General features: G+C 71.4%; 17 protein-coding genes, 1 tRNA gene and 1 pseudogene. 11 read left to right on the top strand and 8 right to left on the bottom strand.

The window, feature by feature from the left end; translation table 11 throughout:
• Positions 1-147 precede the first annotated feature (147 nt).
• The 8 genes from AB0761_RS17980 (at position 148) to AB0761_RS18015 (ending at position 10,092) form a co-directional block, all read left to right on the top strand.
• Positions 148-2,790, top strand: a complete 2,643-nt coding sequence (locus tag AB0761_RS17980; protein ID WP_377270072.1) for a discoidin domain-containing protein — start codon at positions 148-150, stop codon at positions 2,788-2,790.
• Positions 2,791-2,934: 144 nt separating this feature from the next.
• On the top strand, positions 2,935-4,068 hold the full coding sequence (locus AB0761_RS17985; RefSeq protein WP_377270074.1) for an ATP-binding cassette domain-containing protein: 1,134 nt from the start codon (positions 2,935-2,937) through the stop codon (positions 4,066-4,068).
• A gap of 68 nt (positions 4,069-4,136) precedes the next feature.
• On the top strand, positions 4,137-4,928 hold the full coding sequence (locus AB0761_RS17990; protein ID WP_377274192.1) for an ABC transporter permease: 792 nt from the start codon (positions 4,137-4,139) through the stop codon (positions 4,926-4,928).
• A gap of 6 nt (positions 4,929-4,934) precedes the next feature.
• Positions 4,935-5,780: an ABC transporter permease gene (locus tag AB0761_RS17995; RefSeq protein ID WP_377270076.1), complete on the top strand. Its 846-nt coding sequence runs from the start codon at positions 4,935-4,937 to the stop codon at positions 5,778-5,780.
• 113 nt (positions 5,781-5,893) lie between these two features.
• Positions 5,894-6,346: a DNA-binding protein gene (locus tag AB0761_RS18000; RefSeq protein ID WP_377270077.1), complete on the top strand. Its 453-nt coding sequence runs from the start codon at positions 5,894-5,896 to the stop codon at positions 6,344-6,346.
• 156 nt (positions 6,347-6,502) lie between these two features.
• The gene (locus AB0761_RS18005; RefSeq protein WP_377270078.1) at positions 6,503-7,243 is read left to right on the top strand and encodes a hypothetical protein; all 741 of its coding nucleotides are present in this window, start codon (positions 6,503-6,505) and stop codon (positions 7,241-7,243) included.
• Between the two features lie 286 nt (positions 7,244-7,529).
• A complete protein-coding gene (locus AB0761_RS18010; RefSeq protein WP_377270079.1) occupies positions 7,530-8,681 on the top strand; it encodes a DUF3662 domain-containing protein in 1,152 nt (383 codons plus the stop codon).
• Positions 8,682-8,748: 67 nt separating this feature from the next.
• The gene (locus AB0761_RS18015; RefSeq protein ID WP_377270080.1) at positions 8,749-10,092 is read left to right on the top strand and encodes a MinD/ParA family protein; all 1,344 of its coding nucleotides are present in this window, start codon (positions 8,749-8,751) and stop codon (positions 10,090-10,092) included.
• Between the two features lie 563 nt (positions 10,093-10,655).
• Here AB0761_RS18015 and AB0761_RS18020 read toward each other — a convergent pair.
• Positions 10,656-11,402: a TetR/AcrR family transcriptional regulator gene (locus AB0761_RS18020; protein WP_377270081.1), complete on the bottom strand. Its 747-nt coding sequence runs from the start codon at positions 11,400-11,402 to the stop codon at positions 10,656-10,658.
• Between the two features lie 92 nt (positions 11,403-11,494).
• Here AB0761_RS18020 and AB0761_RS18025 point away from each other — a divergent pair, with 92 nt between their 5' ends.
• Positions 11,495-12,940 (top strand): DHA2 family efflux MFS transporter permease subunit, encoded by a 1,446-nt coding sequence (locus AB0761_RS18025; RefSeq protein WP_377270083.1) that lies wholly within the window; start codon positions 11,495-11,497, stop codon positions 12,938-12,940.
• A gap of 149 nt (positions 12,941-13,089) precedes the next feature.
• On the opposite strand, the gene AB0761_RS18030 is transcribed toward AB0761_RS18025, so the two are convergent.
• The 4 genes and pseudogenes from AB0761_RS18030 to AB0761_RS18045 form a co-directional block, all read right to left on the bottom strand.
• Positions 13,090-13,524, bottom strand: coding sequence for a CAP domain-containing protein (locus AB0761_RS18030; RefSeq protein WP_377270085.1), 435 nt, complete (start codon positions 13,522-13,524; stop codon positions 13,090-13,092).
• Between the two features lie 377 nt (positions 13,525-13,901).
• A complete protein-coding gene (locus AB0761_RS18035) occupies positions 13,902-17,207 on the bottom strand; it encodes an ATP-binding protein (protein ID WP_377270087.1) in 3,306 nt (1,101 codons plus the stop codon).
• A gap of 264 nt (positions 17,208-17,471) precedes the next feature.
• The gene (locus AB0761_RS18040) at positions 17,472-20,417 is read right to left on the bottom strand and encodes an FG-GAP-like repeat-containing protein (protein ID WP_377270088.1); all 2,946 of its coding nucleotides are present in this window, start codon (positions 20,415-20,417) and stop codon (positions 17,472-17,474) included.
• Positions 20,414-22,991: pseudogene (locus tag AB0761_RS18045) on the bottom strand (S8 family serine peptidase). The gene AB0761_RS18040 and the pseudogene AB0761_RS18045 overlap by 4 nt, the downstream one beginning before the upstream one ends.
• 64 nt (positions 22,992-23,055) lie before the next feature.
• Here AB0761_RS18045 and AB0761_RS18050 point away from each other — a divergent pair.
• Entirely contained in the window at positions 23,056-23,496 is a 441-nt protein-coding gene (locus AB0761_RS18050; RefSeq protein WP_377274194.1) for a tyrosine-type recombinase/integrase, read from the top strand.
• Between the two features lie 79 nt (positions 23,497-23,575).
• Here AB0761_RS18050 and AB0761_RS18055 read toward each other — a convergent pair.
• Positions 23,576-23,649: transfer RNA gene (locus AB0761_RS18055), tRNA-Thr, on the bottom strand.
• Between the two features lie 421 nt (positions 23,650-24,070).
• Here AB0761_RS18055 and AB0761_RS18060 point away from each other — a divergent pair.
• Positions 24,071-24,544: a DoxX family protein gene (locus AB0761_RS18060; protein ID WP_377270089.1), complete on the top strand. Its 474-nt coding sequence runs from the start codon at positions 24,071-24,073 to the stop codon at positions 24,542-24,544.
• Between the two features lie 97 nt (positions 24,545-24,641).
• Here the strand turns inward: AB0761_RS18060 and AB0761_RS18065 are convergent, their stop codons facing one another.
• Positions 24,642-24,821, bottom strand: coding sequence for a hypothetical protein (locus tag AB0761_RS18065; protein ID WP_377270090.1), 180 nt, complete (start codon positions 24,819-24,821; stop codon positions 24,642-24,644).
• A gap of 150 nt (positions 24,822-24,971) precedes the next feature.
• Positions 24,972-25,790: a LysE family transporter gene (locus AB0761_RS18070; RefSeq protein WP_377270091.1), complete on the bottom strand. Its 819-nt coding sequence runs from the start codon at positions 25,788-25,790 to the stop codon at positions 24,972-24,974.
• Positions 25,791-25,860: the final 70 nt, after the last annotated feature.

The raw sequence follows: 25,860 nt of genomic DNA on the forward strand, positions 1-25,860 counted from the left end.
GAGCGCTCTCCGAGGCCTTGCGGATCGCAGTGAGAGCGTTTTCTGCTCCCTGTGCACCTGTGCCGCTCCGGTCGTGTTCGACCGGTCCCCGCGCGGACACTCGCCTCGCTCCCTCCACCCCCACCCACCCAACCGCAGGAGAAGCCCGTGAGGCTCACCCCAGCGCGCTCCCGCCCCGCCACGGCCCGACGCGCCCCGGCGATACTGGGCGCCGCCGCCCTGCTCGCCGGCACCGTGCTCGCCCTCCAGCCGGCGACCGCCGCACACGCCGCCGACACCCTGATCTCCCAGGGCCGTACGGTCACCGCCTCCAGCCAGGAGAACGGCGGCACCCCCGCCGCCTACGCCGTCGACGGCGACACCGGCACCCGCTGGTCCTCCGCCGCCTCCGACCAGCAGTGGCTCCAGGTCGACCTGGGCTCCCAGGCCACCATCAGCAAGGTGGTGCTCAACTGGGAGACCGCGTACGGCAAGGCCTACCAGATCCAGACCTCCAACGACGGCACCACCTGGACCACCGTCTACTCCACCACCACCAGCACCGGCGGCAACGAGACCCTCAATGTCTCCGGCTCCGGCCGCTACGTCCGGATGAACGGCATCACCCGGGCCACCGGCTACGGCTACTCGCTGTGGGAGTTCCAGGTCTTCGGCTCGTTCGACGCCACCAACCCCGGCGGATCCTGCGGTACCGCCAACGCCGCCCAGGGCAGACCCGCCACCGCCTCCAGCCAGGAGAACGCCGGCACCCCGGCCTCCTCCGCCGTCGACGGCGACACCGGCACCCGCTGGTCCTCCGCCGCCTCGGACCCGCAGTGGCTCCAGGTCGACCTGGGCGCAACCCAGCAGATCTGCCAGGTGGTGCTCAACTGGGAGACCGCGTACGGCAAGGCCTACCAGATCCAGACCTCCGACAACGGCACCACCTGGACCACCGTCTACTCCACCACCACCAGCACCGGCGGCAACGAGACCCTCAATGTCTCCGGCTCCGGCCGCTACGTCCGGATGAACGGCACCGCCCGGGCCACCGGCTACGGCTACTCGCTGTGGGAGTTCCAGGTCCACACCGGCAGCAGCACCACCGGGGGCACCACCACCGGGGGCACCACCGGGGGCAGCACCGGGGGCACCACCGGCCCCATCCAGGGCGGCGGCGACCTCGGCCCCAACGTCATCGTCTTCGACCCGTCCACGCCGAACATCCAGGCCAAGCTGGACCAGGTCTTCCAGCAGCAGGAGTCGGCGCAGTTCGGCGACGGCCGGTACGCCTTCCTGTTCAAGCCGGGCACGTACAGCAACCTCAACGCCCAGATCGGCTTCTACACCTCGATCGCGGGCCTGGGGCTCTCCCCGGACGCCACCCAGATCAACGGCGATGTGACGGTCGACGCGGGCTGGTTCAACGGCAACGCCACCCAGAACTTCTGGCGCTCCGCCGAGAACTTCGCGGTCAAGCCGGTCAGCGGCAGCGACCGCTGGGCCGTCGCCCAGGCCGCCCCGTTCCGCCGGATGCACGTCGAGGGCGACCTCAACCTGGCCCCCAACGGCTACGGCTGGGCCAGTGGCGGCTACATCGCCGACAGCAAGATCGACGGCACCGTGGGCAACTACTCCCAGCAGCAGTGGTACACCCGCGACAGCTCCATCGGCGGCTTCAGCAACGGCGTCTGGAACCAGGTCTTCTCCGGTGTCCAGGGCGCGCCCGCGCAGAGCTTCCCCAACCCGCCGTACACCACCCTGGGCACCACCCCGGTCTCCCGCGAGAAGCCGTTCCTCTACCTGGACGGCAGTGACTACAAGGTGTTCGTGCCCGCCAAGCGCACCAACGCCAGCGGCGTCGACTGGGCGAGCGGCACCCCGGCGGGCACCTCGATACCGCTCAGCCAGTTCTATGTGGTGAAGGCCGGTGCCACCGCGGCCACCATCAACGCGGCCCTCGCCCAGGGGCTCAACCTGCTCTTCACCCCGGGCGTCTACCACGTCGACCAGACCATCAACATCACCCGGCCCGACACCGTGGTGCTCGGCCTCGGCCTGGCGACCGTGGTCCCGGACAACGGGGTCACCGCCATCAAGGTCGCCGATGTCGACGGGGTGAAGCTGGCCGGTCTGCTGCTGGACGCCGGCACGGTCAACTCGCCGACGCTGCTCCAGGTCGGCCCGGACGGCGCCTCCGCGGACCACTCCGCCGACCCGACCAGCGTGCAGGACGTCTTCGTCCGGGTCGGCGGCGCCCGCGCCGGATCCGTCACCACCGGCATGGTGATCAACAGCAACAACACCCTGATCGACCACACCTGGATCTGGCGGGCCGACCACGGCACCGGCGTGGGCTGGAACACCAACCCGTCCGACTACGGGCTGCTGGTGCACGGCAATGACGTGCTGGCCACCGGCCTCTTCGTGGAGCACTTCAAGAAGTACGACGTGGAGTGGTCCGGCGAGCGGGGCAGGACGATCTTCTTCCAGAACGAGATCGCCTATGACGCGCCCAACCAGGCGGCCGTGCAGAACGGATCCACTCTGGGCTACGCCGCCTACAAGGTCGACGACTCGGTCAACACCCACGAGGCCTGGGGAGTCGGCAGCTACTGCAACTTCACCGCCGACCCCACCATCCGCATGGACCACGGCTTCGAGGTCCCCGACAAGCCCAATGTGAAGCTGCACGACGCCCTGGTGGTCTCGCTCGGCGGCATGGGCCAGTACAACCACGTGGTCAACAGCACCGGCAGCGCCACCTCCGGTACCTCGACCGTCCCGTCCAACGTGGTCTCCTACCCGTGACCGAACTCTGACGCTGCATCAGTCATGGCAGGCCGCCGCCCCTCCGGGGGCGGCGGCCCGCGGCTCACCGCAGGGCGGACGGAAATTGGGTTGCCGCCGGCCGTCCACTGCGGAAGCCTCAGGCGGCGACGGAGAGGGGCAGCTGTGACAGCGTTGCCGAGCAGTCCTCGGGCGACTGAGGGGATCGTCGCCCAGGGCCTGACCAAGACCTTCCGCACCTCCGTACGACGACCGGGGTTCGGCGGGGCGCTGCGGTCGCTGGTCGATCCGCTGCGGGTGGAGAAGACCGCGGTGCAGAAGGTGTCGTTCAGCGTCGGACCGGGGCAGTTGCTGGCACTCCTGGGCCCCAACGGCGCCGGCAAGTCCACCACCATCAAAATGCTCACCGGCATCCTGACCCCCACCTCGGGCGAGGCCCGGGTGGCCGGGGTGGTGCCGTACCGGGAGCGGGAACGCAACGCGCGCAACATCGGCGCGGTCTTCGGCCAGCGCACCCAGCTCTGGTGGGACCTGCCGGTGCGCGAGTCCTTCACCGTGCTGCGCGACATCTACGGCGTCCCCGAGGACGCACACCGGTCGCGGCTTGCCGAGTTCGACCGGCTGCTGGAGCTGTCGGAGTTCTGGGACACCCGGGTCCGCCATCTCTCGCTCGGCCAGCGGGTGCGCAGCGACCTGGCGGCGGCGCTGCTGCACGATCCGCCGATCGTCTTCCTGGACGAGCCCACCATCGGCATGGACGTGGTGGTCAAGGAGCAGGTGCGCACCTTTCTGCGGCACCAGGTGGAACAGCGCGGCCGCACGGTGCTGCTGACCACCCATGACATGACCGAGGTGGCCCGGCTCGCAGAGCGGGTGGTGCTGATCAACCACGGCCGGGTGGTGCTGGACGGACCGCTGGAGGAGATCCGCCGCAGGTTCGGCAGCACCTGGCAGATCCATGCGACCCTCGACCACCCGGGCCTGGACGCGGCCCGCCTGCCGCCCGGTGTCCGGGTGGTGCGCCAGGACGGTCCGCGTACCGTCTTCGGCCCGGACGGCTCCGCACCGCCCACCATGCACCAGGCGCTGCGCCTGGTCGTCGAACGCTACCGGGTCGCCGACCTCGCCCTGGAGGAGAACGACCTGGAGGATGTGATGCGGGCCGCCTATCTGCGCCACGACAGCGCCGAAGCGGGCGACAGCGCCGAAGCGGGCGGCGGCGCAGCAGAGGGCGGCGCAGCAGGAGGCAGCGACGGCGGCGGTGCGGCCCAGGCGTCGGCCCGCCAGGGCGTACGGTGACCGCCACCGCCCAGCAGCCGGCCCACCCGCCCGCCCGGCAGTCCGCCGCGCAGCCCGTTCGCTCGGGGCTGCAGATCTGGCGTACGGCCTGGATCACTCCGCGCGGCGAGCTGCTCGCCCCGCCCCGGCTCACCGCGACGGCGGTCCGGCTGGCCGTCCAGGTGTTCCTGGTGGTCTGCCTGTGGCGGGGCCTGTACGCCCACACCACCAGCACCGCCGGGCTGAACCGGGAGCAGGCGGTGGGCTATGCCGTGCTCGCCGTGCTGGCGAGCCGGATCCGAGGGCTGGACCGGCATGCCGGACGGGATTCGGTGCTGCAGCATCTGCACTTCGGCACCATCGTCTACTGGTATCTGCGCCCACTGCCGCCGCACCGCTACTACGCGCTGCGCGCCCTCGGCGACCAGCTCTACGGCTTCGCCTGGGTGGCCGCGGGCTATCTGGTCTGCCGCGCCGCCGGCGTGCTGCCGCCGCCCTCGGCGGCGGCGGGCGCTGCGTTCGCCGCCGCGCTGCTGCTGGGCCAGCTGGTGCTGCACTACCTCACCGCGCTGGTCGACCTGCTCTGCTTCTGGACGCTGCGGGACGGAGCCGCGCTGAGCATCGTGCAGTTCGCGCAGAATCTGCTCTCCGGTGTCTTCGCCCCGCTCTGGTTCTTCCCCGGCTGGTTCCGCGTGCTCAGCTCCTTCCTGCCGTTCCAGGCCACCCTCAACACCCCGCTCTCCCTCTACATCGGCCGCATCCCGGCCTCCCAGGCCCCACGGGAGCTGCTGGTGCAGGCGGCCTGGGTGGCGGGGCTGGCCGTACTCACCCGCTGGCTGTGGCATCGCGCCTCGCGCCGCGTCGTCTCCCAGGGAGGATGACCGCCCGTGTCCCCCGCCGCCGCACCCGAGGCCGACCGGATCCGCCGCGCCGCACGCGCCTGGCATGTCGCCTGGCGCATCACCCGGCTCAACTTCCGCTCCCAGCTGGAGTACCGGGCCGAGTTCATGATGACGATCGCGCTGGGCGTGGTCTGGCAGCTGTCCGTGATCGTCTTCGCCGCGGTGCTGCTCGCCCGCTTCCCCGGGCTGGGCGGCTGGACCAGCGCGGATGTGCTGCTGATCGCGGGTATGCGGATGTTCAGCCATGCGCTGCACGTGCTGGTCCTCGGCCGCTTGAACAGCCTGTCCTTCCTGATGCAGGAGGGGGTGATCGACAGCTATCTGCTGCGGCCTATGCCCGTCTACCGGCAGTTGCAGCTCTCTTCCTTCCCCAGCAACGGCCTCGGCGACCTGGCGGTGGGGGTGGCGATGTTCAGCGTGGCCGTCCATGCGTCGCCGCTGTCCTGGACGGCGGGGCGGGTCGCCTTCCTGGCCGCCGGGGTGGTGGGCGGCGTGCTGGTGGAGGGGGCGATCGGCACCGCGGTGGCCGCCGCCTCACTGCACTATCCGGCCACCTCCTACTGGGGCTCCTGGGTGGACGAGCTGATGGCGACCTTCGGCAGTTATCCGCTCTCCATCCTGCCTCGCGCGGTCAGTGGTGCCTTCACCTTCGTGCTGCCCCTGGCCTTCATCGCCTATCTCCCGGCCGGGGTGCTGACCGGGCACTCCGCCTCGCTGGGCGCACCGGTGTGGCTGGCCGCGGCCTCCCCGCTGGTCGGCCTGGCGGCGTATGCGGTCGCCCTGCGGCTCTGGAACTGGTCGCTGCGCCACTACACCGGCGTCAACGGCTGACCGGGCAGGACGTGCCCGGTCGCATCCGCCCCGTCCTCACCCGTGACCGAGAATAAACAATCTGTTCACAACGATCCGTTGACGCCGATCCGTACGCCACCCATGCTGGACCCATGCCGACGACTCCCGACCAGCCCGCCGACCCCTTTGCGGCCCCGCACCCCGGCCAGGCCCGGGCGCACCGGGTGGCCGCCTCCCTCTTCCGTATCGCGGAGCGGCATGCGGCGACCGACGAGCAGCGCCGCAGGCAGGTCCACCCCTTCGCCCTCGGGCCCCATGAGGCCGTCAGACTGGTCTCGTTCCTGCTGAGCGGCGCCGCCCGGCCGGACGACGGCGAGCCCGAAGTGGACCGGGCCGACATCACCGCCGCCCTCAGCCTGATCCCGCTGGTCCGCGCGGAGATGGACGAGCTGGAGGCGGGGCTCCTCCAGATGGCCCGCGGCCGCGGTATGACCTGGCAGGAGATCGCCTTCGGGCTGGGGCTCGGCACCCAGCAGGCCGCGCGGCAGCGCTATGCCCGGCTGGCCGACCGAACCGGCTCCGACACGGAGCAGGGCCAGGAATAGCGGTCCGGTCCGGATTCCGGGTGAGCAGCACTATGTCTACAGTCATGTAGACGCTACCCTGTTCCGGATGCCATCCTGTCCGCCATGACGACAGGCCGGACAATTGACCATGAATCGCCGACGACCGTTCGCCACTCCCTGAGCAAGGTCCCGGAGGTGACTCTCCACTTCTGGATCGTCAAAGTACTGACCACAGGGATGGGCGAGACCGCATCGGACTTCCTGGCCCACCGGCTGGGCCCGCTGCCCGCCGTCGGACTCGCCGGTGTCGCCCTGGCCGCCTCGCTGACGCTGCAACTGCTCGCCCGCCAATATCTGGCCTGGGTCTACTGGACGGCCATCGTCCTGGTCAGCGTCTTCGGCACCATGGCGGCGGATGTGCTGCACGTCGGGCTGGGTGTCCCCTATCCGGTCTCCACGGCGTTCTTCGTCGCCGCCCTGGCCGCCGTCTTCGGCTGCTGGTACGCCGCCGAGCGGACGCTCTCCATGCACAGCATCCGCACCCGGCGCCGTGAGCTCTTCTACTGGGCGGCGGTCCTGGCGACCTTCGCGCTCGGCACCGCCACCGGCGACATGACCGCGGTCACCCTGCACCTCGGGTATCTCTCCTCCGGTGTCGCCTTCGCGGCCCTGATCGCCGTCCCTGCCGTGGGCTTCCGGCTGCTGCGCTGGAACGGGATCTTCGCCTTCTGGTTCGCCTATGTGGTGACCCGGCCTCTGGGCGCCTCCTTCGCCGACTGGATGGGCGTCTCCCGCGCCCGCGGCGGCCTGGGACTGGGCACCGGCCCGGTCAGCCTGGTCCTCCTGGTGCTCATCGTCGGCCTGGTCGGACGTCTGGCAGCCACCCGCAAGGACGTCGAACCGCAGGCCCGCCACGCGGCGGGCCGCACTCGCTGACCGATTCCCGCACAAGCGCCCCGGGCCGTCAGGACGGCCCGGGGCGCCGTCATGTCGGGACCCGTGACCCCGGGGGCATCTCGCCTGGTCCGGCCCACGCGGAAGCGGACACCTGGGACCGGACCGCGCCGCCCCCACCCACCACGTGCGCCAATCAGGTGGATCCAGGGCGACACGCCCGCATCGGCGACTCAGAGTGAGCATAAAAATCCTATTAGTAACACAAGCCGGGTCACCCTATGGCCGCATGACAGAGGGACGCACACCCGGGGGAAGGGGTTGCCCAGTGGGTGCCCTGAACAAGCTCGACCAACGCCTCGAGGCCTTGGTCAACGGAGTCTTCGCCAAGGCGTTCAAGTCCGCTGCGCAGCCGTTCGAGTTCGCCAGCGTGCTTCAGCGCGAATGCGACATCAACGCCAGGATCTGGAGCCGGGACCGCATCGTCGCGCCCAACAACTTCCTGGTCGAGCTCAGTTCGGACGACTTTGAACGACACAGCACATATCTGGACGTGCTCGGCGAGGAACTGGCCGACAAGGTGCGCGAGTACGCCACAGCGCAACGCTATTCCTTCATCGGTCCGCTGAAGATCCAGCTGCGGTCCACCCGCAATCTGAACACCGGCAGATACCGGGTGCACAGCCGGATCGAGACACAGCCCGGGATCGGGCAGGCGAGAGGTGTCCCCAAGGGCTACCGCGGTCTGCACCCGCGGCACTTCCGGGGCGACAGCCGGCGGGGCCAGCTGCCGCACCCGATGCTGCAGCAGGCGCCGCGCTGGCAGAAGCAGTTGCTGAGCCGGAACCACCTGGAGACCCTCGGGCTCTCCATCAGCAGCACCGGCATGCTGACCCGCGCGGACGGCAAGGACGCCGCCCAGGGCCTGCTCCGCCCGTCCCCGTACGGGGTCGTACTGGTCGGCGGGCTGTGGGCTGCCCAGCTGATCGCCCTGCGGGCCGGCACGGCGGGTGCCCGTATAGCGGTCGAGACCGGTCGCAGCCACGCCTGGAACCCCGTCGCCCGGGCGGCGGACGGAGGCCGGCTGCGCCTGGAGGTCCATCCGATCGGCCGGCTCACTCCTCAAACGGCTTCAGCTGCCGGCCCGCTGCTGATCGTCCGCGACTGCGGCCCGCACCCCGCGACTGCCGCGGTCCCGCCGCGCCCGTGGCAGACGGTGCTGACGCTGCTGCCCTACTTCGGAGCCGGAGCGGAGCACCAACTGTCCGAGGCGGACCTGGTGGGCGTCCAACGGGTCGCTCCCCAGGAGGCCGGCCGAATAGCCGAGGTCCTGCGGCTGAACCCCAGGGAGGCGGCGGCGCTCCCCGGTCTCGGCGACGACGCCACCCTCTGGGCCGACCGCCAGTCCCGGCACTTCCTCTCTGCGGCTCCCACCGCCGACGAAGCCCAGGTACTCGGCCCGGCGCGCCGGGTGGACTGATGACCGGGGACCGACGTGGCCCCGCATCCCGATGAACGACCCATCTCAGCAACAAGGAGCAACGAACGTGACGAACGACCCCGGCACCTGCGTCGGCCACGCCAAGGAAATGGAATGGCCGGAGCCACCTGACTACACGCCACCGGTCTGGTATGTGGCAAACGGGCCCCAGTCCGCCGCACCGGCGGCCGCCGTGCCCGAGCGGGCCAACGAGTATCTGCCGAACCACCTCGACATCAGGGATTCCGCCCTGGCGCCGCGGGGCAGCGACCTCGGCGGAGCACCCGCCGCGGCTTCCTGCGCCCACCTGCCGCAGCCTCCGCACCAGCCGCAGTTTCAGGTCAGGCCCCCCACACCCTCGCAGCCCTTCCAGGCGCACGGCCCCGCGGACTGGGCGTCGGTGTACGCGCCCGGCCACGGTGCGTCGCTCGGTTACGGCTCGACTGCCGACCTGTCCTCCGACCGCCTGCTGCGCAAGGACAACGAGCGCCGGGGCGTCGGCTGGCTGCGGATCGGCGCCAGGGCAGGCGAGCGCGAGTACCGGCAGAAGATGGACACCCTCCGCACCCCGGTCATGAACTGCTACAAGATCGCCGTCATCAGCCTCAAGGGCGGCGTCGGCAAGACCACCACCACGACCGCGCTGGGCGCGACCCTCGCCGTCGAACGCCAGGACCGGGTCGTCGCCATCGACGCCAACCCGGACGCGGGCACCCTCAGCGGCCGGGTACGCCGCGAGAGCAATGCGACCATCCGTGACCTGGTGGCCGCGATCCCGCAGCTCAACAACTACATGGCGGTGCGCCGCTACACCTCCCAGGCCCCGAGCGGTCTGGAAATCCTCGCCAATGATGTGGACCCCGCCGTCTCCACGGCGTTCAACGACGAGGACTACCGGCAGGTCGTCGGCTGCCTCGGTCAGCACTACCCGATCATCCTGACCGACTCCGGAACCGGCCTGCTGCACAGCGCCATGCGCGGCATCCTCGACCTCTCCGACCAGCTGATCATCGTCGCCACACCCAGCGTGGACGGCGCAAGCAGCGCCAGCACCACCCTGGACTGGCTCAATGCGCACGGCTACACCGACCTCGTCCAGCGCGCCATCACCGTGGTGTCCGAGACCCGCAAGACCAGCAAGATGATCAAGGTGGACGAGATCGTCTCCCACTTCAGCGCGCGCTGCCGCGGCGTGGTCGTCATCCCGTTCGACGAGCACCTCGCGGCGGGCGCGGAGGTGGACCTGGACAAGATGAAGGCCAAGACCCGGGACGCCTACGTCGACCTGGCCACGCTGGTGGCCTCGGACATCCCCCGCACCCAGCCCGAGGCCGTCGGCTGGCACTCCCGCCTCTCGGCCTCCCCCCACATGGGATACAACACCGGCCGTTTCTCGCCGTCCATGCCCTGAGCCCCCGGCCGGCTCCCGACCGCCGCACCCGCCTCCACCACGGCAGGACGGCAGCAGGCACCCCGGCTCTCACCGGCCCTCCCCTTTCGCTCCCCCGGCCCCCGCGCCAGCCCTCGTCGACCACGACGCTGATGCACCGCCGAAGGCGCGAATGACCATGGCCCAGGTCACTCGATGTGACCTGGGCCGTTCCCATGGGCCGTCAGGGCCGCCGAGGCCCCGCAGGACCACCGGGAGTCCGGCGGTGCATCCCCGCGGTGGGTCGTCCCGCCCGGCAGCGCCGATCGCTGAGCGGCCATCGGGTCGGCGCGATGCCGCGCAGGCGGGCGCGGAATCCTGGCGCCTTCGCGCCCGGCAGAGGGCGGCCCGTCAGGTCTCGGCCTGCATGAGGACGCCGCACGCGCGCTCTGCACCTGTGCACAGTCGTCACGATCTCCGGTATGCAGGAGGGGGCCGGCCCGGCTCGAAGCCGCCGGACACTCCGGGCGCCCCGCGCCGGCTGCACGGCCGGCGGCCTCAGGGGGGTTGACCGCCGGTGCGGCAGGCGTGGAGTCAGGCCCTGGTCAGAGATCCCGCCGTGAACCCGGCAGCCCGTCGATCATCAGCCCGAGGGTGAAGTCGAAGCGGTCATGGACCGTTCCGGCGGTGAGCTCGGCGGCGTAGCGCTTGGTCCGGGGGAAGGTACCGGGCAGTGCGGCGAACCGGCGCAGCAGTTCGTCGCGGCTGACGACCCAGTCGTCGTCACTGCGGCCGAGCCGTCTGTCCGCCAGGGAGACCTCGAGGCTGTAGGCGTTGACATAGAGCGTCAGTGAGTCGATCGCCCAGGCGGCGGCCTGCGGGTCGATGCCACCGGCGAGCAGGATGGCGAGCATTCCCTCGCCGACGCGCAGCGTGTCCAGGTTGGACGGAGCGGCGGCGAAGGCCGCCCGGGAGATGCCCGGGTAGCGCAGATACTGGTCGCGCAGCTGGGTGCAGACGCTGATGATCTGCTGCCGCCAGTGGGCGGGGTCCGGCTCGGGCAGGTCGATCCCGGCGCACAGACGGCCGATGAGCAGCTCGTCCAGGTCCTCCTTGTTGACCACGTGGGCGTAGAGGGACGACGGTCCCGTCTCCAGTGCAGTGGCCAGGCGCCGCATGGTCAGGGCTTCGTAGCCCTCGCTCTCCACGATGCCGAACGCGGTGCTGATGATGGCCTCGACCGTGATCGGCTTCTTGCGCCCGCCGGACGGCCCGCGCCGGGTCGCGGATGCGCTCGGGTCGGCGCCGAGCTGGTGCCGCGCTGCGCGCCGCTGCTGCGGAGTCGGTGACATAAGGGCAGTCTAGCAATCGACGAACAGTGTTCCGTGTCACAAGAACGCCGTTCGTATTGTTCGGAACGACGATCCAATGTAGAACGGTGTTCGTGTCCATTGACCAGCGCACCTCTCAAGCGCCCACCACCAGCACGCTCCCGCTGCGCACCGCGTGGCTCGTCCTGGCCGTCGTGATCCTGGCCGACCTCATGGATCTGATCGACTCCAGCGTCGCCAACCTCGCCGGCCCGTCCATCCGCGCCGACCTCGGCGGCGGCCAGGTGACGGTGCAGTGGGTGCTGAGCGCCTACACCACGGCCTTCGCGCTCGGCCTGGTCACCTCGGGACGGCTCGGGGACCTGCTCGGGCGCCGACGGCTGTTCCTGCTCGGCATGACCGGGTTCACCCTGGCCTCGCTGGCCTGCGGCCTCGCCCCCGGGACGGTCTTCCTGATCGTCGCCCGCACGCTGCAGGGCCTGTGCGGGTCGGTCATGATCCCGCAGGGCCTCGCCCTCGTGAAGGTCGTGTTCCCGCCCCAGCACCTGCGCAGGGCGCTCACCCCGGTCGGCCCGCTGATGGGCCTGACCATGGTGGCCGGGCCCATCCTGGCCGGCTGGCTGCTCCACCTGGACCTGTTCGGCAGCCAGTGGCGCTCCATCTTCCTGATCAACGTCCCCTTCGGCGTCATCGCCGCCGCGCTCGGCCGACGCGTCCTGCCCCACCACGGCGGGGAGGACCGGTCCGCCCGCCTCGACCTCACCGGCGTCGGCCTGCTCACCGCGGCCTCGGCCCTGCTGATCGTGCCGCTCATCCAGGGACGCGACCTCGGCTGGCCCGCCTGGACCTACGCCATGATGGCCGCCGCAATCGTGCTGCTCACGCTGTTCGTCGCCTCCCAACGGCACAGCCGGCACCCGGTCATCACACCGTCGCTCTTCCGCAAGCGCAGCTTTGTCGTCGGCCTGGTGATCGTGGCCGGGTTCTACGCATCACTCAGCGCGTTCGTCCTCGTCATCAACCTGCTGCTGCAGCAGGGCATGCACTGGACGCCGCTGCGCACCGGCCTCACGCTGATCCCCTGGGCCCTCGGCACCGCCGTCGCCGTCCTGCTCGCGGGCGCCGTGCTCGCCGAGAAACTGGGGCGCGCCACCCTGCACCTGGGGCTCTCCATCGCCGTAATCGGCCTGCTGGCCCTGTGGTGGTCCGTCGCCCACTGGGGCGACGGCATCACCGTCTGGAAGCTGGCGCCCGCGCTGCTGCTCACCGGCTTCGGCTCGGGGCTGGTGTTCGTCCCGCTGGTCGACTTCATCATCGGCGACGCCACCGCCGAAGAGGTCGGCACCGGCGCGGGCCTGCTCAACGCCGTCCAGCAGTTCGCCGGCGCCATCGGTGTCGCCGCCCTCGGCACGGTGTTCCTCGCCCGGGTCGGGCACCCGTCGCTCCACTCCTATCTCGCGGCCGCAGAGCTGGTCTTCGGCATCGCCGCGGGCCTGAACGTCCTGACGCTGCTGCTGGTCGGCCTTCTGCCCAAGCATGCCCAGCAGGCCCACGGCTGAGCCCGGGCTCGGCGTTCGACCCGGCCGACCGAGGGGGTTCGGGCCCCAGCGGGGGTCGCTCCACACGGCGCTCTGGGCGGGCTGCCGGGGGCGCCGTCCTTCGAGCGGCACGTGACGCCCCTGCTGCAGGGGCGTCACGTGCCGATGGGTCAGGGCCTGTACTGACAGACCGTCACACCGGACCGTGCGCCACAGCCGATCTTGGTGAACCGGCTCTGGATCATGTTCCAGTAGTGGCCCCACTGCGTCTTGTAGCCGCTGCTGTTGGGGTCATGGTTGGGGTCGGCGTCGTACTTGCTCTTCTCGGCGGCCCACTGCCCGGTGGCCGCGGCCGGCCCAGCGGTCGACATGTTCTCGGCGCCGTTGAACGACGGGGAGTGTCCCAGCGAACCGGGGCCGTTCGGCGTGGACAGCGGGTTGTCGGCCCAGCTCTGCGCCGCGGCGGCGACGCCGTCGTCCCAGCTCAGCGGCGGTGCGCCGGCCTGCTCACGAAGGGCGTTGGTCTCGTTGACGATGGCCTGCTGATCGCTGGGGCTTATGGAGGAGACGGCGGCAGAGGCGCTCGTCGCCAGCATCGTGCTCATCAGTCCCGCCGTTATGACGGCCCCGGCTTGATGGCGTATCCGACTGGCCTTCTTCATGGCGACCCCCTGGTCGCAGAGAGAGAGAATGGCAGATTCTGCCCGCGGGCCTCACTCGTCACGGAAGCGGGCCGTGTGCCCGGCTCCCGCAGTGGCCCGGAGGCAACCCCCGGCAGCGTGGCTCGGCACAAAGTGCCAGGTCGGGCGGCCCTACGGCGGCCCCTACCCCCAGAACCAGCCTAGATCGAGGGTGGCCGCACGTCGACCGGGGAGGCCCCGGGGGCGGCACCGGTGATCACCGCGACAGCGGGTCCGCTCCGGTGTCACCCACCCCGCTCACGCAGCACTCGCAGGCAGGACGTCCCATGACCGCGGGCCGGCTACCAGAGGTCGTCGGGTTCTCCGCCGCCCGCGAGACGGCGTGCCGCCGCGACACGGCTCAGGCCCGCCGGGTAGTTCAGGCGGGCGGCGAGTTCTTCGGCCTGCGCCAGGGTGCCCTTCGCGCGGTCGGCCTCGCCGAGCCGGAACAGGGCCGCGCCGAGGGCGATGTTCGCCTCCACCTCGGCCAGCCGCTCGCCTGTCCGGCCTGCCCTCGCCACCTCCGCGAGGGCCCGGCGTCGCGCGGACTCCGCCCGTCCCGACAGCAGTTCGCCCCACGCGGCCAGCACCGGCGCATCGTCCGCCACCCCCTCCAGGGCGGTCAGCGCCTTGTCGGGACGACCGGTGCGCAGCGCGAGTTCGGCCCGCGCTGCGCGAATCTCCAGGCCGGCCTGCCGGTCCCGGGGGGCCGCGGCGGCGGACTCTGCCCGGCGGAGGAGGTCCTCGGCCTCCGCGGTGGCACCGGTGCGCAGCCGGATCCGTGCCAGCGTCGCCAGCGCGTACGGCAGGCACCAGGCGTCCTCCGGCTCGGCGCCCCGCACTGCGGCCTCCGCGAGGTCCGCGGCGGCCGGGGACTCCTCCAGCAGCATGTGCAGTTCGGCGAGATTGGCGCGCTCGAACGCGGCGGCGGTGGGGTCGCCGGACCGCTCGGCGAGTGTGAGGGCGCGCTCCCCGGACGCGACGGCCTCGTGCAGCCGCCCGGCGCGGCGCTCGTTCTCCCGCAGGGTCGACAGCGCCGCGACGATCATGGTTGGGTCCCCGGATGCCTCGGCCGGGCCCAGCGCCAGGTCGGCGGCCTCGCGCGCCTCGTGAAACCGGCCGTCCAGGGCCAGGTTGCGGGCCTGGACGATGTAGCTGCGGGCCTGGAACGCCATGCCCACCGGACCCGGGACCCGGCAGGCCGGCGCCAGCGCGCTCAGCGCCGAGGCGTACGCCTCCTCGTACCGCCCGAGGATCCCTCCGACCAGGGAGAGGGCGAGGTGGTGGCGGGCGGCAGAGCCGGGCGAGGTGGCGGCCGTGACGGCGTGCGACCGCAGGACCGACGCAGCTTCCCGGGTGGCCCCGGCCTTGGCCAGATTGTCCGCGAGATGCGCCGCCGCAAGAACCGTGTCGTCGTGGTCCCCCCGGCGTACGAACTCCGCGAGGGCACGGCGCAGCACGTCGGCCGCCTCCGTGAACTGCCCCATTCGGCCCAGGACTTCGCTGTGCGCGAGACGGGCGTGCGCGGCGTCGACGTCGAGCCGGGTGACCAGCTCACGGTAGTAGCGGTCGGCGGTGTCATTGGCGTAGAGGGCGGCGGCCCGCTCGGCCGCCCGGCGCAGGTACTCGGCGGCACGCGCGTCGTCGGCGCGGGCGAAGTGCGAGGCCAGCTCGTCGACGGCGTCGGGCCGGCGGCGCAGCACGGTCCGGGCGAAGGCCGCGTGCAGCTGGCGTCGGCGTACCGTCGTCAGCCGGTCGTAGCAGGTCAGGCGGACGACAGGATGGCGGAAAGCAACACCGGCCTCGGGCCGGCCGTCCACGACGACCTGGCGCTCCTCCACCAGCGAGACGGAGATGGCCCGTTCCAGGGCGTCGGCGGCGGCCGCCCCGGCGACCGGCGGGTGCAGCCCGTACTCGGCCACGTCCAGGAGTTCGGACAGCGCGGTCTCGCCGCCCGCGGCGGACAGCGCCTCGACGATCCGCCGGGTGTCCTGGTCGAGCCGTCCGAGCCGCTCGGCGACGAGCTGCCGCACGCTGTCGGGCGCCACGGCGCCGGAACCGGGCTCCGGGTGGGTGAGTCCGCGCGCCAGCTCGATGGCGAACAGCGGGTTGCCGAGGGAGAGTTCCCACACCCGGGCCAGCCGCCCGGCGGCCCCCGCGGCGCCGCTCACCGCCTCGGGAGCCACGTCCCGGCCGCTGTCCTGCCCGGCGCCCCGCACGGCACCGCCGCCGTTCCCCGCGAGGGCGTCCGCCGCGACCGCGAGGCATGCCTCCCGGTCCAGCCGCCCGACCTCCACCCGGACCGCGAGTCCGTGCCGCACCAGCGCCGCCAGACCGGTCCGGCGCGGGTCTCCGTCGGGCAGCTCCTCCTCGCGGCAGGACACCAGGAAACGCAGCCGGACCCCGGCGTCCGCCGAGCGGCGGGCGAGGTGGCTCAGCAGCTGGAACGACCCCGCGTCGGCGGCATGCAGATCGTCGAGGACCAGCAGCACCGGGCGGGCGGAGGCCAGTTCGCCGAGCAGGGCGGCGGTGCCGCCGAACAGCCGGTCGCGCTCCTCCTCCGGGCTGCGTTCGACGCCGTCCCCGGCGCGGCCCAGCGCGGGCAGGAACGCCGCCAGCTCGGGATGTTCGGCGCCGACGAGGGCGCGCTCATGGGTGTCCCGTGCGGCGAGCCACCCGTTGAGCGCCTCGGCGAACGCCCCGTACGGAGTGTGGCCCTCCGCGTCGTGGCCGCCGCCCCAGAGCACGGCCGCCCCGGAGCCGGCGGCCCGGCGTGCGACCTCGCCGGCCAGCCGCGTCTTGCCGACTCCCGCCTCGCCGGTGAGCAGCCGCACGGGTGGCCCTTCCTCGGCGAGCAGCCCGGCCAGCAGGTCGTCGCGGCCGCGCAGCGGCGTGCTGAGCCTCCCCCGCAGGACGGCGGGCAGCGCGGGGGCGGACGCCGGCGCTGAGGCCATCGTCACCGGCCTGGCGGCGAGCGCGGTGCGGTGCAGCCGCTCCGTCTCCGGTCCGGGCCGCACACCCAGTTCGGCGTCAAGTGCCTCCCGGCACAGGTGGTACTGGCGTACCGCGCGCCGCCGCAGTCCCTGCCGGATGTACGCCTCCATGAGCACCCGGTGGGCGAGTTCCTCGGCCGGGCTGGCCGCCAGCACCTGCTCGGCGACCTCGACCGCCTCATGCACGGCGCCCTGCGCCAGGTGCGCGGCCGCGAGTCCGAGCAGCAGTTCCTCGCGCAGCCGGGTCAGCCCGTCCCGGCGCGGCTGCGCCCAGGTGGTGTACCGGTCCTCCGGCAGCAGCTCGCCACCGAACTCCTCCAGGGCGGAGGCCAGCCGGGCCGGGTCACCGGAGACGAGGGCGTCGCGGGCCGCCGATTCGGCGTGGTCGGCGTCGATCCACACTGTGGCTGGGTCGAGCCGCAGCATGGCTCCGTCGGACACGAGATAGGAGGAGGCGGCGCGCGGCGGAAGCTCGGGTTCGAGGGCGCGGCGGGCAGCGTGCAGGGCGACCCGCAGGCTGCCTGCCGCGGCCTGCGGATCCGCGTCGGGCCAGCAGACGTCCATCGCCTGCTCGCGGTGGAGCCCGTGCCCGGGAATGACGGCAAGCAGTTTCACCAGCGCGCGGGCGCTGGGGCGCGGCCACCGTTCGGCCAGCGCAGGCCCACTGTCACGTTCGGCACGAAAACCACCGAAAAGGTACAGCCTCAGCACAGGCGGGGCGGGCGTCCCACCCTCCGTGCTGTGCCGTGCGTCCATGAGGGCGCCCACTGTAATCGAGTGCGCCGTGAATGCCGGAGGTGGTGCAGCAGGCCGGGACCCCTGCGGTGACCTGGGGGTCCCGGCCCACCGTGCGCGTTCGGGACGCGCCTGGGCTGCGGCTCAGGAGAGCTTGTACGTCGACACCTCGTGGATGCTCTGGTTGGAGATCAGGTAGCCACCCCCGATCATTTCGGCCGTCTCGTTCACGCCCCGGTCGTCGAAGTTGAGCATGACGATCTCGTCCACGCCGTCCCCGTCGAGATCGCCGGCGACGTAGTTGCGGGAGCCCCCTTCGACCGCCGTCTTACCGACGTAGTCCGAGTGCATCCCGTCGCTGACGAACGTGGCCGGGTCCCACAGGTAGGCGCCGCCCTCGGACCCGGTGATGCCGACCTTCCGCCCCCCGGGTCCGGTGATCCAGCCCGCGGTGTGGGTCGGCGGGAGGAACACGGTCCGCGTGTCCGCACCGCCGGCGCCGAAGGAGTAGACCGACGCGGTGCCGGCCTCCATGAGCACCCCGTCGCCGTCGAAGTACCCGCCGTGGGTCCACAGGCCACCGGTGGTCGCGGTGTGCAACAGCTCCCCGGTGCGGCCGTCGCGGATCTCCACAACGTTGCTCGGCGACATGAAGTCACCGCTGGTGGTGTGGATCGGCGTCCAGGCGACCCAGGTGTAGGCGACGGCGTGGCCGTCGGCGTACGGGGTGTTCGCCGAGGCGTAGACCGCGTGGTCGAGCAGCGCACCGCGGATGCCGTCCTGGGCGTCCGCCGGGGCGGTCGGCGTCATGTCCCAGCCCAGGGTGCCGGTCGCCCCGTCCAGCGCGACCGCCTTGACCACGGGGTTCGTGACATCGAAGGCGCCGGCGCCGCCGTACTGGGTGTACACCCTGCCGTCGTTCACCGAGGGGTCGGCGAAGTACACGCTGCCGGCGCTCGCGGGCGCCGCGTACGTCCACAGCGGCTTGCCGTCGCCCTTGTAGACGCGCAGGGCGTCGGTCGGGACGAGGATCTCCTTCTTGCCGTCGCCGTCGAGGTCGGCGAGCACGACCGAGCGGACGTACTGGCTGCCGCCGTCGATCGTCCTCAGCACCGCGCCGGTGCTGGAGTCGAGCACGACAACGGCGCTGTCCGCGGCGACGACGATCTCCGGGGTCTTGTCGCCCGTGACGTCCGCGACCTCGATGCGGTGCACCGCGCCGGGCACGGTGGCCTGCCACAGCTTCTTCGGCGTGCCGCCGACCAGCGAGGTGCCGGAGTACGCCCACACGCCGTCGGACTGGCCGCCCTCGACGAGATCGAGCTTCTTGTCGCCGTCCATGTCGAGCATCTGCGCGTACGCCATGTCGCCCTGCAGCGGCGATAGTTGCTGCCGGGTGCCGTCGGCGAGGTCGTACGTGCGGACGTTCTGATCCGCGTCGACGGTGCGGATGTGCCGGCCGTCGGCGTCCTTGTAGATGTCGTCGAAGACGGGCGACGCCGTGGCGCCGGACGTCCGCCAGGCCACCTTGCCCTTGGCGTTGAACACGGTCAGCGACCCGTACCGGCCCCCGGTGTTCACGGCCTTGCCGATGTCCGTGTCGTCCTGTCCCGTCGCGACCAGCCTGTTGCCCACGACATCGAGCCGCCAGGTGCTGGGGCCGTCCTGTCCGTTGTCCGCGGCCCGCTTGGTCGTGTACTGCCACAGCGCGGTCTGCGGGTCGCCGCCGTCCAGCACCCGGATCGTGCTCGCGTTCACGAACAGGTTGTCCGTGAGCGAGGACTCGCTGACGATGTACTCGTCGGCCGTGTCGCCGGACAGGTCGCCGACCGTGAACGCGGTGGGCAGCACGTTCACGCGGCCGTCCAGCGTGGTGCGGCGGCCGTCGGCCAGGTCGTAGGCGGCGACCTCGTACCGCACGCCGTCGCTGATGTCGGACTGCTCCACGGCGACCAGTTGCCCCCGGCCGGTGTCCAGCCGCAGCTGGCGGCTGTACAGGGAGCTGTCGGTCTGCCACTGCACCGAGCCGTCGTTGGTGTCGAGGACGACGGTGCGGCCCCGGGAGGCGCTGGTGGCGGTCTTCGCCAGGTCCCAGGAGACGGCCGCCCGGCCACCGCCGAGGTCCTGGACGGACGCCCAGTTGGAGCCCGTGGTGGTGCCGGTGTCGTACATCCAGGTGCTCGACTCGGTGAGCGCGCCGTCCGCGTACGAGAAACGGGTCCCGGTCAGCCGGGTCGTGCCGGTCGCGGCTGCGGAGCCGTTCTCCGAGGGTGCGTCACCGACGAGCAGCGCGCCGTCGACGATCTTCACCAGCGACGCGAAGGCGTACACCTTCGAGTAGAGGGTCTTCCCGGTCGCGCCGTCCAGGACGGTCACGATCGTGCCCTTGGTCAACGTCGTGCCGGGAAACACGACTCCGGCCGGCGGGACCATGCCGAGGCTCGCCGAGAAGGCGACGTCAGGGATGCCGTCACCGGTGAGGTCGCCGGTGTCGTACCCCTGACCGGAGTTCGGGGTGAAGGGGCTGACCGCGTTGTAGCCCATCATCAGCAGCGGCGGATAGAACTCGGTGTCCCACGGGCGAAGGTGCTTGACCTTCCAGTCGGCCGTCAGCGAGGCGATGTCGCGGCTCCACTGCGGCGTGCCGTCGGCGGCGCTGCGCGCGACGTGGCCGAGGCTGTGCAGCGTGAAGTAGTCGCCCTTCCTGTTACCGACGGGGACGGTGGCCGCCAGGCCGCGCACGCCCTCGATCGTCGACTTCCTGGTGGTGGTGATCGGCTGGACGGTGTCGGTGGAGGCGCCACCCGAGGCGTCCGGGGTCGGCGCGTCCGTCCTGCCGGTGCCGGTCCCGTCGGTCGCACCGGTTCCGGTGGTCGCGCCGGTGCCGTCGGTCGAGGCCGCGTCGTCGCCGTACAGCTCGGTCTGCAGGCGGTCCGCCAGCGCCTTGCCCTGGGCGCCGGTCAGCTTGATGACCGACGCGTCGGCGTCCGCGCCGGCGGCCAGGGCGTGCGGGGCCGCGGTCAGCGCGAGGCCGGCCACGGCCAGCATGGAGGCGAGCCGCAGGGCCCGCCGCGAGTCGTGCGCTCTCATGCGTTGTCTCCCTGCGCGAAGTGGACGGCCGAACCGGCGGTGACGACCGCCTGGTTGAACTCGTACTGGAGACCGTCGGTGCCGGACTGGTTCTCGATGCCGACGGTCGCGCTCGCGCCGCGGTCGTCGACGGTCTTGTACTGGAGCGTCACCGAGCCGGTGGCCTCGTCGAAGACCGCCTCGAAGGTGGCGCGTGCGCCGGACTGGGCGGCGTAGGCGGCGTTGGTCCACACGACGGCGAACTGCCGGTTGCCCTTGGCACCGGTGGTGGCCGTCTGGACGCTGGACTTCTTGTCCAGGACCAGGTCGTCCCACAGGGCGGCGACGACGCCGTTGGGCCGGGCGGCGGTCGGCAGCGGGGTGTTGTCGTAGTCCCCGATGCGCGGCTCCAGGAAGTTGATCAGGCCGTTCGTGGTGATCGAGGCGCTGGTGTAGGAGACGCCGTACAGGTTCACCGCGAAGGGCAGGCTGATCGTGGTGGCGTCCTCGTCACCGGTGAGCGCCACGCTCGTGGTGCCCTTGATCCATGAATAGGCGGCCGGGGTGCAGGAGTTGCCGAACGCGTCGGTCAGCGCCGGGAGCTTGATCCGCGCGGTCTCGTCGCTGTCCACGACCAGGGAGCCGTGGTACGCACCGTTGCACAGCACCGGGGCGGCGGGCGTCACGGACAGCGTGTAGCTGCCGTTGGCGACCTCGGGCAGCGTGAACGCGCCGCTGGTGTCGGTCGTGACGGGCGCGACCGGCGATCCGTCGACCGACACGGTGGCCTTGGCCAGCGGCCGGCCTTGGACGTCGAGGACGGTGCCGGAGACCTTGTGCGAGGTCACCGCGTCGAGTGCGAAGTCGCGGACGAGGGCCTCGCCCTGGGTGACCACGACGCCGGTGACGGTCTTCGGCGCGTAGCCGTAGCCGCTCAGCGCGAACGAGTACGTGCCCTCCGGCAGCGTCAGGCGATAGGCGCCGCCCGCCACCGTCTTGACGGTGCGGACGCTGCCCGCCGCGTCGGTGGCCTGCACGGTGAGGCCGGGCAGGGCGGGCGGCGCCGGTGGCGGAGTCGGTGACCGTGCCGGTCACGGTCGCGGCGGTGTGCGGCGCCTTCTCCACGGAGTTGTAGATGTCGAGCTTGCCCGCGCCCCACACGTCGTTGGAGGCGGCGGTGCCGCCGCAGTGCGTGTCGTCGACGTCGCGCGCGCCCTCGTTGAGCAGTTCACGGGTGGCGTCGATGTTGCCGATCAGGGACGGCGCGGCCGACCACAGCAGCGCCACCGCGCCGGCGACGTGGGGTGTGGCCATCGACGTACCGGAGATGGTGTTGTACGTGTTGTTCGGCCAGGTGGACCGGACGTCGACACCGGGTGCCGAGATGTTCGGCTTCTCGGAGCCGTCGGTCGGCGACGGGCCGAAGCCCGAGAACGAGGCGATTGTGCCGTTGGCGTCGTAGGCACCGACGCCGTAGGTGTCGGCCTGCGAGCCCGGAGCGTGCGTGGTGGAGCAGGTGGTGCCGTCGCCGTCGTTCCCGGCGGCGAACGCCTCGAAGATGCCCGCCGCGTTCCAGGCGTCGATGATGTCCTGGTAGAACGCGGTCTCGGCGCCGCCCCAGGAGTTGTTGACGATGTTCGGTGCGAGGTCGGGGCGCGGGTTCTGCCCGTTGTGGTCGGTCGGCGCGAGGATCCACTGGCCGGCCGCGAGCAGCGACGCGTCCGAGCAGCTCTCCGACTCGCAGCCCTTGGCGGCGATCCAGCTCGCGCCCGGGGCGACACCGACGCCGCCCTTGCCGACCATGGTGCCCATGGTGTGGGTGCCGTGCCCGTTGTTGTCGCACGGCGCGGCCGTCGGGCACTCGCCCGTCGCGTCGAACCAGTTGTAGTCGTGGGTGAAGGAGCCGTCGCCGTTGTTGCCGCGGTAGTTCGCCACCAGGTCGGGGTGGTCGTACTGGACGCCGGAGTCGACGTTGGCCACGACGATGCCTTCGCCGCGGTCTTCGTAGTCCTTCCACACCTTGTCGGCCTCGATGTCGGCGACGCCCCACTCGGGGGTCCCGTCGTCGTCCGCGGCTGCCTGGGCCGCCGTGACGGCGCTCTCCGTCGCGGCCTGCGTCTCGACGTTCCCGGTCCGGCTCTCCAGGTCGTCGAGCTTGTACGTCTGCTCCTTGACGATCCTCGCGACGTCCGAGCGCTGGGCGAGTTGGTCGACGAGCGCCTGGTCGCCGGTGACATAGACCGCGTTCGCGATCCAGAAGTCCCGGTGGCCGACCTTCTTCTTGTCGAGGAAGGAGTTCAGCGAACGCTGGCCGTCCTCAGCCGTGGTGCGCAACTGGTCGTAGGCGGCCTTGGCCTTGGCCGCGTGCGACGTCTTGCCGTGGGCGGCGGACAGGTCTGCCTGGCCCTTGAGGACGACGAAGAACGATGCCTCACCGCCGCCCTTCACGGCGTCGAGCAGAGTGGAATCGATCTTGGGTGACGGGGTGCTGTCAGCGGCCGCGGCGGGCAGCGGACCGGTCAGCAGAACGGCCGAGGTGAGAGCGGCCGTCGCCCACACGGCAGATCTGCGCCGGCGGTGGCGGGGCAGGTGCATCCGGGTGCTCCTCCTGAGACGGTAAGGGAGGAAGCGAACGCTAGGAGGGGCTCGTTACTGGGTCATTACTGGTTCCGGAGCGCGGGAGCGTGCCACGCGTGAGACAGCCGCGCACTGCTCGCCGCGCCCGGTCGCCTCGTCCGGCCTGCTGCCGAGCCGCCTGCACGACCTCCGCCACGGCGCAGCCACCCTTGCGCTCGCGGGCGGGGTCGACATGAAGGTGGTGTCCGAAATGCTCGGCCACTCCTCCATCAAGATCACCTCGGACATCTACGTCGGCGTCCTGCCGACATCGCCAAGGACGCCGCCGCGGCCGCCGAGGACGCCGCGAAGCTCGTCCCCCTCCAGCGGAAGACCGAAGCCCAGGCTCACACCAAGGCTGCTGCGAAGCCGAGAAGGCCAAGCGGAAGGCCGCGAAGAAGGCGAAGTCCAAGGCCAAGAAGACCAAAGGCCAACCAAGATCAACACCAGTGCTCACGCATCGCTCGCGCAAGCGATCTTGTAGCGCGTCGCTGACGCCTGCTCACACGTCAAGGAATGGCAAAAGGCCCAGGTCATGAGCTATATGACCTGGGCCTTGTCTGAGCCGCCTAAGGGAATCGAACCCTTGACCTACGCATTACGAGTGCGTCGCTCTGGCCGACTGAGCTAAGGCGGCAGTGCCAGTGCAGTTCGTCGCAGGGACGAGCATCGCACGGGCAAGCCACAGTCTACACAGTTCCGAAGGGTTGCCGGGACCTGCGCCCGGCGACGTACGCCGACCGCGGCCGGGCAGGCCACCCGGGCCCGGACGGTCGCCCCCACCGCCCCGCGGGGGAGCCGTCCCGCCAATGACTGACCACCGGTCAGCGTCCCGTGGACGGTCGGGTGAACCGGCCGACCCACCCGATCCGGCCCCGACCCGGGAAGGCAGCAGCGGCCCGGCGCACAACGCCTCTGTCCGTACCGACAGGCCGCTCCCGGGCCACATCGCTGGATCACCGACGGGCTGGGCGGTACGGGGAGGATTCGACACAAGCGGCGCACTAGGTCCCGGCCCGAAACTGCCCCACAGACCGCACTCCCAGGAAAGGGACATCATGGCCAACTCCAGATTCGGACCGCAGCTGCTCTCGGTCTACCGCGTCATCATCGGGGGTCTCTTCCTCTGCCACGGCGCGGCCGCGCTCTTCGGCGTGCTCGGCGGCAACATGGGCACCGGCAAGGCCGTCGAGGTCGCCGTCTGGCCCGGATGGTGGGCTGCTCTCATCCAGTTCGTCGTCGGCGTGCTCGTCGTCCTCGGCCTCGGCACCCGCCCGGCCGCCCTGCTCGGCTCCGGCTCCATGGCGTACGCGTACTTCACCGTGCACCAGGAGCACTCGCTGCTGCCCATCCAGAACGGCGGGGAGCTCTCCGTGCTGTTCTGCTGGACCCTGCTGCTCCTCGCCGTCACCGGCCCCGGCACCTTCGCCGTCGACACCCTGCTGGCCCGCGGCCGCGCCCGGCACGTCGTTCCGGTGACCGCGGTGCGCCTGCCCACGGCGGCAGCCGGGGTGCCGGTGGCCGCCGAGTAGGCCCCGCTGCCTACGCACGCGGGCCGGACCCGCGCCCTCCCAGGGCACACGGTGCGCAGGCGGCCCCCTCGGCCCGGGGGCTGCCTGCCTGTCGGCGTCAGAGGCGGGAGGACGTCATCAGCTTCACCGTGAATCCTCCGAAGCGGGCGACCACGCCTTCGATGAGAGCCGCCGTGGCGTCAGCACGCCACGCAAGCGCCTCTGCAAGGTTCACCGCCGTGACAACGGTGTTGTGCGTGCGCCGATACCGGATGACGGCATTGCCGTGGGAGTCCACAGCACCGGTATCGAGAGCCTTACGGGTGTCACTGATCCCCCTGTGACGGTGCATCCGCCCGCGCGGACACCAGCGCACCGATCTGCCGGTCGCGCACAGACGGAGGATCTTGTGGGTGCGGCACTCGGGAAAGTCCCTGGTCGACCGGGGTCAGATCCCCGAAGAGATCATGAGCTTCACCGCGAAGCCGCCGAAGAGCATGGCCACACCTCCGGTCAGCCCGGCGGACAGGCGCCGCCGGCGGCGGAAGGCGTTCGCCAGCGCGGTGCCTGTGAGGATCAGCGCCGAGAGGTAGAGCACGCTGAAGGTCTGGAGGATGCCGCCCAGCAGAGCGAAGGACAGTACGGGCTTCCCGTACGAGGGATCCACGAACTGGGTGAAGAAGCTCAGCAGAAACAGGATCGCCTTGGGGTTCAGCAGGCTGACGATCAGGGCCCGCCGGAACGGCCGCTCCTGCTTCTCCCCCATGCCGGAGCCTGCCTCGGCCACGGCACCGGCGGGCTCCGCCGTGGTCTGCCGGGCACCAGCGGCCCGGCCCGCCAGCGGGATGTACGAACGGAGCCTGGCCAGGCCGACGGCCAGGGCCCGGCGGAAGGGGCGCTGGGTGGTGGCGGACCCGGCGGTCCCGGAGGTGCCGGTGGTCACATCGGTCTCCGGTGTGCGGTGCTCGCGCCACAGGGCGCGGGCCGAGCGGAGCATGCCGACGCCGATCCAGACCAGGTAGGCGGCACCGCCGTAGCGGACCACGTCGAAGACCAGCGGGTTGGCCCTGAGCAGCGAGGCGACCCCGGCGGAGGTGAGGACGATCAGGGTGGTGTCGCCGAGGAAGACGCCCGAGGCGGCACGGTACCCGGTGCGTATGCCGCGGCGGGCGGCCACGGAGAGGACATAGAGGGAGTTCGGTCCCGGGAGGAGCACGATGATCAGTGCCCCGAGAGTGAAGGTGGCCAGATCGGGGACTCCCAGCACGGTGTCTTCCTTACTGCTCAAAATGTTCGGGCGGCCAGAAAAGTGTGCCATTGCCACTTTCCTGGCCGCC

The sequence above is a fragment of the Peterkaempfera podocarpi genome (genome assembly GCF_042466665.1).
Classification (GTDB): domain Bacteria; phylum Actinomycetota; class Actinomycetes; order Streptomycetales; family Streptomycetaceae; genus Peterkaempfera; species Peterkaempfera podocarpi.

What these genes read in the sequence shown, in the direction of transcription:
- AB0761_RS18000 (WP_377270077.1), top strand. Translation starts at nt 5,894, where the DNA reads ATGCCGACGACTCCCGACCAGCCCGCCGACCCCTTTGCGGCCCCGCAC.
- AB0761_RS18030 (WP_377270085.1), bottom strand. Translation starts at nt 13,524, where the DNA reads ATGAGCACGATGCTGGCGACGAGCGCCTCTGCCGCCGTCTCCTCCATA.
- AB0761_RS18040 (WP_377270088.1), bottom strand. Translation starts at nt 20,417, where the DNA reads ATGAGAGCGCACGACTCGCGGCGGGCCCTGCGGCTCGCCTCCATGCTG.
- AB0761_RS18020 (WP_377270081.1), bottom strand. Translation starts at nt 11,402, where the DNA reads ATGTCACCGACTCCGCAGCAGCGGCGCGCAGCGCGGCACCAGCTCGGC.
- AB0761_RS18060 (WP_377270089.1), top strand. Translation starts at nt 24,071, where the DNA reads ATGGCCAACTCCAGATTCGGACCGCAGCTGCTCTCGGTCTACCGCGTC.